This window comes from Streptomyces hilarionis, from assembly GCF_024539675.1.
Taxonomy (GTDB): domain Bacteria; phylum Actinomycetota; class Actinomycetes; order Streptomycetales; family Streptomycetaceae; genus Streptomyces; species Streptomyces hilarionis.
Window position 1 is genome coordinate 1 of the sequence record NZ_JAHHIT010000249.1, and the last position, 7,804, is coordinate 7,804.

Genomic DNA, 7,804 nt, shown 5'->3' on the forward strand with positions numbered 1-7,804 from the left:
CCCGCCACCCGGGCCCCTCCCGTACGCCGCCACCGCCACCGCCTCCCGGGCCGCGGACCGAACCGCACCAGCGCACCACCGAGTCACCGAGTCACCGAGTCACCGAGTCACCGAGTCACCGAGTCACCGAGTCACCGAGTCACCGAGTAGAGGGTCCGGCGGGCGCCGCCCGTCACCGCGCGGTCCGTCGCCAACTCCGCCCCGTGCGACGGCAGTCACCTCCGGGACGCCGGAGGAGCACCCGGGGCGCGCGACGGGGCGCGCCCGCGCGGCGCGCACCACGTCGTCGCCGGTCACCCGCCTTCTGCCGCCCCGTGGATCATTGCTACGGTGCACCGGTGTCTGACTCCTCACGCGATACCGCCGCGGGCGCCGGCTGGGGCGACGCCGACCGGGGCACGTACCGACAGCTGATGCCGGGCGGGGTCGAGAAGATCTCCTGGCTGAACCCCCGGCTCCTGTGGGCCGCACGCAACGGAGTGCTCGCCTCCTGGTTCGGCGACCCCACCGGCCGCACCCGCGCCCGCCTCGTGGCCGAGCGGGCGTCCGCCGGCGCACCGGCCGACAAGATCGTCCGGCGCACCGACCCGGACGACTTCTCCTTCATGGTCATCGGCGACACGGGGGAAGGCGACGACCCCCAATACGCGGTGGTGCCAGGTTTCCTGAGGGTCAGTCAGGGCACGTCCTTCGCCGTACTCGCCAGTGACGTCATCTACCCGGTCGGCAGCGCCGACGACTACGAGGCCAAGTTCTTCCGGCCGTACCGCGACTACATGGCCCCCATCTACGCGATACCGGGCAACCACGACTGGTACGAGGACCTGGGCGCGTTCATGCGGGTCTTCTGCGGCGACGCCCCGCCCCCGCCGGCCGAGCCCGCGCCGCGCCCCCCGACCCGGGCCTGGCTGCGCTCCCTGCTGTGGCACCGGCCGCGCCCGGACGACGGCCGACTCCTCGGCCGGGCGCGGGCGTTGCGCGGCGCCGCGGGCCAACAGGCCGTCCAGCCCGGGCCGTACTGGGCGATCGACGCCGGCCCGGTCCGGATCATCGGGATCGACACCGGGCTCCTCGGCGTCCTGGACGCCGAACAGGGCGCGTGGCTGCGCGAGGTCTCCCAGGGGCCGCGACCGAAGATCCTGATCACCGGCTCACCCCTGTACGTGGACGGGGAACACCATCCGTGCCCCATCGAGGGCGGCGGCACCGTCGACGACATCGTCCGCGCGCCCGCCCACCGCTTCGTCGCGGCGATAGGCGGCGACATCCACAACTACCAGCGCTACCCCGTGCGCCTCGCGGACGGCCGGACGCTTCAGTACGTCGTAGCGGGCGGCGGGGGCGCCTTCATGCACGCCACGCACACCATCCCCCGGGTGTCGGTCGCCGGCGTCACGGAGGGCGACTTCCGCTGTTATCCGCTGCGCGGCGACTCCCTGGCGTTCTACAGCAGGCTCTACGGGCGCCGCCTGCGGCTGCGCCGCTTCTTCTCCCTCACCGAGGAGGAGGCGCAGGCGGTCGTCGCCGAGCGGCTGGGCATCGCGCCTACCCGGACGCCGGGCCCGCAGGTGCGCGTGACGCGCCGGATCCGGCTGGTCGCCTCCCTGCTCGGAGCCGGCAGCCGCCCGGAGCGCCGCGCCCGCTTCCGGCTGCCCGTGCGCAAGATCTACACGCAGCTCTTCTCGCCCGGCTCGGCCACGTACAGCCCGCCGTTCTTCAAGTGCTTCCTGCGCCTGGACGTCTCGCCGGAGTCGGTCCGGCTGCGCTGCCACGCGGCCACCGGCAACCTGGCCCAGGAGCTGAACCCGCCGGTCGAGGACGAGGTCGTCATCCCGCTGGTCTGAGCCGGCCTGCGACGATACGGCCAGGACCACCGCACGAGCGTGCACGCCGAGAACGACGGAGGAGCTGTGCCCCCGACCTCACGCCCCCTGCGCAAGCTGGGCTTCCTCACCATCGGGCTCTTCGACGGTGACGACCCGGGACCGGGCCACGAGAGCACGCTGGAGATCATCGAGCTGGGCGAGCGGCTCGGCTTCGACAGCGCCTGGGTGCGCCACCGGCACTTGCAGTACGGCATCTCCTCGCCCGTCGCCGTCCTGGCGGCCGCCTCGCAGCGCACCCGCCGCATCGAGCTCGGCACCGCCGTGATCCCGCTCGGCTGGGAGAACCCGCTGCGCCTCGCGGAGGACCTGGCGACGGTCGACGTCCTGTCGGGGGGCCGGCTCAACCCGGGCGTGAGCGTCGGTCCGCCGATGCACTACGACCAGGTCAAGGAGGCCCTGTACCCGGACACGGCCGACGCCGAGGACTTCGGCTACGACCGGGTGCGACGGCTGCTGGACCTGGTACGCGGGGAGGCCGCCACCGACTTCAGCGGGGTCGAGGGGTTCGAGGTCTTCTCCGAACGGGTCCAGCCGCACTCCCCCGGCCTGGGCCGACGCCTGTGGTACGGCGGCGGCAGCACCGGCTCGGCGCGGTGGGCGGGAGAGCACGGCATGAACTTCCTCACCAGCAGCGTCGTCAAGGCCGAGGGCCCGGACGACACCAGGGACTTCGCCGAGATCCAGCTCTCCCACATCCGCGCCTTCCGGGCCGCCCACCCCGACGGCGAGACGGCGCGCGTCTCCCAGGGCCTGGTGGTGATCCCCACCGACTCCGCGTCGCCCGAACAGCGCGCCAGGTACAAGGAGTTCGCCGCCGTGCGGCTGCCCCGCACGACCTCGCCGCAGGGACCGGCCCGGCTGCTCTTCGCCCCGGACCTGGTCGGCTCCTCGGACGAGATCGCCGAACGCCTGCACGCCCACGTCGCGTTCCGCGAGATCGACGAGGTGGCCTTCGCGCTGCCGTTCACCTTCGAGCACGAGGACTACGTGCAGATCCTCACCGACATGGCGACGAAACTCGGCCCGGCGCTGGGCCGGCGGCCCGGCACGGGAGCCTGAGGCTCCTCACCAGCGGCCCGGCTCGGTTCCCGTCACCGCCTCCGACGGCCGGCCGTCCACCCCGACCGGGACCTCGCCGGCGAGCATCACCCGGTGCATGGTGCGCGGGAAGCCCAGGTGGGCGTTGTCACCCGGCGCGAGGTGGATGGTGGCGCGGTTGTCCCAGAAGGCCACGCTGCCGGGTTCCCAGCGGAAGCGGACGGTGTACTCGGCGCGGGTCGCCTCGTCGAGCAGCATGTCCAGGACGGCCCGGCTCTCCGCGCGGGACAGCTCGGTGATCTGCTCGACGTAGTAGCCGTTGACGTAGAGCACGTGCTCGCCGGTCTCGGGGTGGACGCGCACCAGCGGATGCACCGAGGCGACCTGACGGTCGAGGAGATGGCGGACGTAGGCGTCCTCCCCCGGGCGGGGCTGGTAGCCCACGCCCAGCCGGTGTTCGGCGCGCAGCCCCGCCACGAACCGCCGCACCGGCGCGGAGAGTCCGGCATGGGCGGCCACCAGATTGGACCAGGTCGTGTCACCGCCGTAGGGCGGCACGGTCTCGGCGCGCAGGATGGTCGCGGCCGGCGGGTCGATGCGGGCGCCGTGGTCGCAGTGCCAGCCGCGCAGCAGGGTGTGCCGGCGCCGGCGCAGCCACTCGTCGTGCTCCATGCCGAACCTGCCGCCCAGTTCGAGCCGGTCGGCCGTCGTCTCGATCTCGGGGAAGTCGGGCGGCGAGGCGCCGCCGCGGCTGTGCAGGACGACGGGTTCGCCGAACCGCCGTGCGAACGCCACGTGTCCGGCGTGGTCGAGGCGCTGGTCGCGGAAGAACACCACCTTCCAGCGATGCAGCGCGCTCCTGATGGCGGCGACCTGCGCCTCGTCGAGGCCGGCGGCCAGGTCGACGCCGTCGATCTCCGCGCCGATGTGCCCGGCGACGGGCCGTACCCGCACTCCGGCCGCCCGCGCCGCCTCGTCGGCGGCCGTGTCGCCCACCGTGTCCGCCGCCGTGTCCGGCGCCGTGTCGTCGGGTCCGGCCGGCCGGCTGTCCGTCGTCATGCGTTCTCCGCTCGTCTTCGTGCGTGTTGACCGCCGCGGTCGTGGGGGGGCGCCGCGACAGGAAGATCGTGACAGCGGATCGGCGGCCTGGCGACACCCCGGTCGGCCGGGACGTGCATCAGGTGCTCCCGCGCGAAGGGGCGTTCCGCGACGGGCGCGCCGGGCCCGCCCGCCCCTGCCGGTGATCACCCGGGTTCGAGCGCCTGCTCCGCCCAGATGGTCTTGCCGCGGCCCGTCTGCCTGCTTCCCCAGCGCTGGGTGAGCTGCGCGACGAGCAGCAGGCCGCGCCCTCCCTCGTCGAAGGCGTGGGCGCGGCGCAGATGGGGGGAGGTGGAACTGCCGTCGGAGACCTCGCAGATGAGGTTGCGGTCACGGATCAGACGCAGCTGGATGGGCGGCGCGCCGTAGCGGATGGCGTTGGTGACGAGCTCGCTGACGACGAGTTCGGTCACGAACGCGGCCTCCCCCAGACCCCAGGCCGCGAGCTGCTCGGTGGCCGCCTGACGGGTGGCGGCCACGAGCGCGGGGTCGGGGGCGACGTCCCAGGTGGCGACCCGGTCCGCGCCGAGGGCGCGGGTGCGGGCGAGCAGGAGGGCGACGTCGTCCCCGGGCTCCTCCGGCAGGACCGCCTTGAGGACGCCGTCGCAGAGGGCGTCGAGTGAGGCGGCGGGTGCGGTGAGGGCGTTGCACAGTTCGTCCACGGCGCGGTCGACGTCGCGGTCGCGGTCCTCGATCAGTCCGTCCGTGAAGAGGGCGAGGACCGACTCCTCGGGCAGTTCCAGCTCGACGGCCTCGAAGGGCATCCCTCCGACGCCCAGCGGGGGCCCGGGGGTCATGCCGATCAGCTGCGCGCTGCCGTCGGGCCGGACCAGGGCCGGCGCGGGGTGGCCCGCCGCGGCGGCCGTCAGACGGCGGCTGACGGGGTCGTAGACCGCGTAGAGGCAGGTGGCGCCGAGTTCGGCGACGTCCTCGCCGCCCTCGTCGTAGGCCGCCAGGTGGGTGACGAGGTCGTCGAGGTGGGTGAGCAGTTCGTCCGGCGGCAGGTCGACGTCGGCGAGGGTGCGCACGGCCATGCACAGCCGGCCCATGGTCGCCGAGGAGGGGATGCCGTGTCCGACGACGTCGCCGACGACCAGGGCGACCCGGCTGCCGGACAGCGGGATGACGTCGAACCAGTCGCCGCCGATCCCCGCCGTGGAGACGCTGGGCAGGTAGCGGTGGGCCACCTCGACGGCCGCCTGGCCGGACAGACCGCGCGGCAGCAGGCTGTTCTGCAGGGCGAGGGCGGTGGTGCGCTCACGGGCGAAGCGGCGGGCGTTGTCGATGCAGACGGCGGCGCGGCTGGCGAGTTCCTCGGCGAAGACGGCGTCGTCGCTCTCGTAGTCGTCCGGGTGGGCGATGCGCACGCCGACCAGCACGCCCAGCGTGGTGCCGCGGGCCTTCAGGGGCACCGAGATCACCGAGTGGACGCCGCTGCGGAAGCGGTGGCCCTCGGGAGCGCGCGCGTTGCGTTCGGCGAGCCACAGCATGAAGTCGGGCTCGCCCGCCTGGATGCGGACGGCCCGGCCCTCCCGCAGGGCGCGGGCGGGCGGGCTGAAGGGGGGATGGACGTCGGTCTCGCCGAGCCGGACGGCCGCCTCGGGAGTGCCCTCGTGGGCGGAGCCGTGGGCGACCCGGCGCAGCACGACCTCGCCGGTCGGCACGGGCGGCGGCTCGTCGGCGCCGAGCACCCAGTCCAGGAGGTCGACGCTGACGAAGTCGGCGAACCGCGGGACGAGGAGCGCGACGACCTCCTCGGTGGTGCGCACCACGTCGAGGGTGGTCCCGATGGAGGCCGCGGCCTCGTTCAGCAGCGTCAGACGCTGGCGGGCCAGGTACTGCTCGCTGCTGTCGAACGCCGCGAGGGCGACCCCGGTGACCTCGCCCGAGGCGTCCCGCACGGGCCACATCTCCGTGGTCCAGGCGTGCTCGCGGTTGAGGGAGGGGGCCCCGGCGAAGCTCTCGTAGCGCAGCGGGCGACCGGTCTCGGCGACCTGGCGCAGGTGCCAGTTGAAGCCCCGGTGCGGCCCGACGTCGGCAACGGTTTCCGGGAAGTGCCGGCCGAGCAGGGCGTCCTCGGGGACGCCCATGACCTTGCAGGCGACCTCGTTCAGCCGCAGGTAGTGCTGCTGGGCGTCGAAGACCGACATGGACATGGAGGCCTGCTGGAAGGCCCGCCCGGCGAGGGTCGGCTCGCCGTCGTCGGCCCGCCGGGCGCTCAGTGTGTACCCGGTGCGGCGCCCGTCGGGGCCGAGCACCGGGCAGGCCGTCACGACGAGCGGTACGGGACGGCCGTCGCGATGCCGTACGACGACGGGGCCGGTCCACCCGCCTCCGCCGCGGCGGGGCAGCTCCTGCGCGAGCAGGTCGGTCGCGGTCCGCCCCACGGCCTCCTCGGCCGGGTGGCCGGTGAGCAGCCGGGCGCCCTCGCTCCAGCCCGTCACGATGCCGTGCGCATCGATGACCGCCGCGGCGACGACTTGCTCCATATCGTCCAGAATGGTCCCTCGGGCCCGGTGCATCAACCGCGACGACCGGGCGGCCGGGACGCGGGCTCCGGGCGACCGAGGGCCACGCGGCCCGCCCCGGCCGCCCGCGGCCCGTCAGGGACGCCGGTCGCGCAGCACGGCCAGGGCGCGGTCGGCGTGGGTGTTCATGCGCAGCTCGCTGCGCACGACCTCCAGCACGGTGCGGTCACGTCCGATCACGTAGGTGACACGCTTGGTGGGGGCGAGGGAGAAGCCGCGCTTGACGCCGAAGCGTTCCCGCACCGCGCCGTCCTCGTCGGACAGCAGCGGCATGCCGAGCGTGTGCCGGTCGGCGAATTCCTGCTGGCGCTCGACGGAGTCCGCGCTGACTCCGACGGGCCGTGCGCCGACGGCGGCGAACTCCGCGGCCAGGTCGCGGAAGTGGCAGGCCTCCGCGGTGCAGCCCGGGGTCAGGGCGGCCGGGTAGAAGAAGAGGACCACGGGCCCGTCGGCGAGCAGGCCGGTCAGCGTGCGCACGGCGCCCGTCTCGTCCGGCAGGGCGAAGTCGTCGACGAGGTCGCCGATCTCCGGGGCCTTGGTCATGCCCGTCCCTCCGTCGTCCCGGCGGCGCCCGCGGCGACGCTGCGGGCCCACAGCACGAGGGGCGCCTGGAGGGGGAGCCGGCCGATGGCGGCGGCCCTGAGCGGAGCGGGCCGGTGGCGCCAGTCCCATGCCATCTTGACGTTCGCGGGGAAGACGCCGACGAAGAGCGCGGCGCTGGCCAGGGCGGCCGCCTTCCGGGTGCGGGGCAGGGCCACTCCCGCGGCGAGCGCCAGTTCGGCCACGCCGCTGGCGTACGTCCACTGCCGGGGCGAGCCCGGCAGGGCGCGCGGGACGATCGCGTCGAACGGGCGCGGCACGGCGAAGTGGGCCGCGCCCGCGGCGGCCAGCAGACCCGCCAGCAGCAGGGGTGAGCGTTCGGACCGGGGCACGGTTCCTCCTCAGGTGACCAGGCGCCCGAGATTACTGGAGGGTAGCCGCGGGCCGCCCGGCGGGGTCCCGGGCCGGTCACGGCCCCAACCCGCGCCCACGCGGCTCGGGTTGCGCGCGAGGGCGCCGCACCGTCCCCGGCGGTGATCGTTTCGCCGACCGGTACCCGGATGACCCACGACGGCCCATACTGGTCGGTATGCCGCCGGAGCTCCGGCCCGGCGGCGGGGTCCCGGCAGGCTCGCACCGCCTGCCGGGACCCACCGAACGCCCCCCCACGACCCCGCCCGCCGCCGGGCCACACCAACCGGCCCGCTCCCCCGC

The 7,804-nt window shown here is 74.6% G+C and carries 6 protein-coding genes; 2 read left to right on the forward strand and 4 right to left on the reverse strand.

The window, feature by feature from the left end:
* Nucleotides 1-338: 338 nt before the first annotated feature.
* Complete coding sequence (locus KMS84_RS36625; protein ID WP_256920865.1) at nucleotides 339-1,844, forward strand: metallophosphoesterase family protein; 1,506 nt, start codon at nucleotides 339-341, stop codon at nucleotides 1,842-1,844.
* Nucleotides 1,845-1,910: 66 nt separating this feature from the next.
* Nucleotides 1,911-2,945 carry an LLM class flavin-dependent oxidoreductase gene (locus KMS84_RS36630; RefSeq protein ID WP_256920866.1) on the forward strand — a complete coding sequence of 345 codons (1,035 nt, stop codon included), beginning with the start codon at nucleotides 1,911-1,913 and terminating at the stop codon, nucleotides 2,943-2,945.
* Nucleotides 2,946-2,951: 6 nt separating this feature from the next.
* On the opposite strand, the gene KMS84_RS36635 is transcribed toward KMS84_RS36630, so the two are convergent.
* The 4 genes from KMS84_RS36635 to KMS84_RS36650 form a co-directional block, all read right to left on the reverse strand.
* Nucleotides 2,952-3,983 carry a TauD/TfdA dioxygenase family protein gene (locus KMS84_RS36635; RefSeq protein WP_256920867.1) on the reverse strand — a complete coding sequence of 344 codons (1,032 nt, stop codon included), beginning with the start codon at nucleotides 3,981-3,983 and terminating at the stop codon, nucleotides 2,952-2,954.
* A 185-nt stretch (nucleotides 3,984-4,168) separates the two neighbouring features.
* Nucleotides 4,169-6,511 (reverse strand): SpoIIE family protein phosphatase, encoded by a 2,343-nt coding sequence (locus KMS84_RS36640; RefSeq protein WP_256920868.1) that lies wholly within the window; start codon nucleotides 6,509-6,511, stop codon nucleotides 4,169-4,171.
* Nucleotides 6,512-6,625: 114 nt separating this feature from the next.
* Entirely contained in the window at nucleotides 6,626-7,093 is a 468-nt protein-coding gene (locus KMS84_RS36645) for a peroxiredoxin (protein WP_256920869.1), read from the reverse strand.
* A complete protein-coding gene (locus KMS84_RS36650) occupies nucleotides 7,090-7,482 on the reverse strand; it encodes a DoxX family protein (protein WP_256920870.1) in 393 nt (130 codons plus the stop codon). The genes KMS84_RS36645 and KMS84_RS36650 overlap by 4 nt, the downstream gene beginning before the upstream one ends.
* Nucleotides 7,483-7,804 lie beyond the last annotated feature (322 nt).

Excerpts from the sequence above, each read along its gene's own strand:
- KMS84_RS36635 (WP_256920867.1), bottom strand. The coding sequence starts at position 3,983 with ATGACGACGGACAGCCGGCCGGCCGGACCCGACGACACGGCGCCGGAC.
- KMS84_RS36640 (WP_256920868.1), bottom strand. The coding sequence starts at position 6,511 with ATGGAGCAAGTCGTCGCCGCGGCGGTCATCGATGCGCACGGCATCGTG.
- KMS84_RS36645 (WP_256920869.1), bottom strand. The coding sequence starts at position 7,093 with ATGACCAAGGCCCCGGAGATCGGCGACCTCGTCGACGACTTCGCCCTG.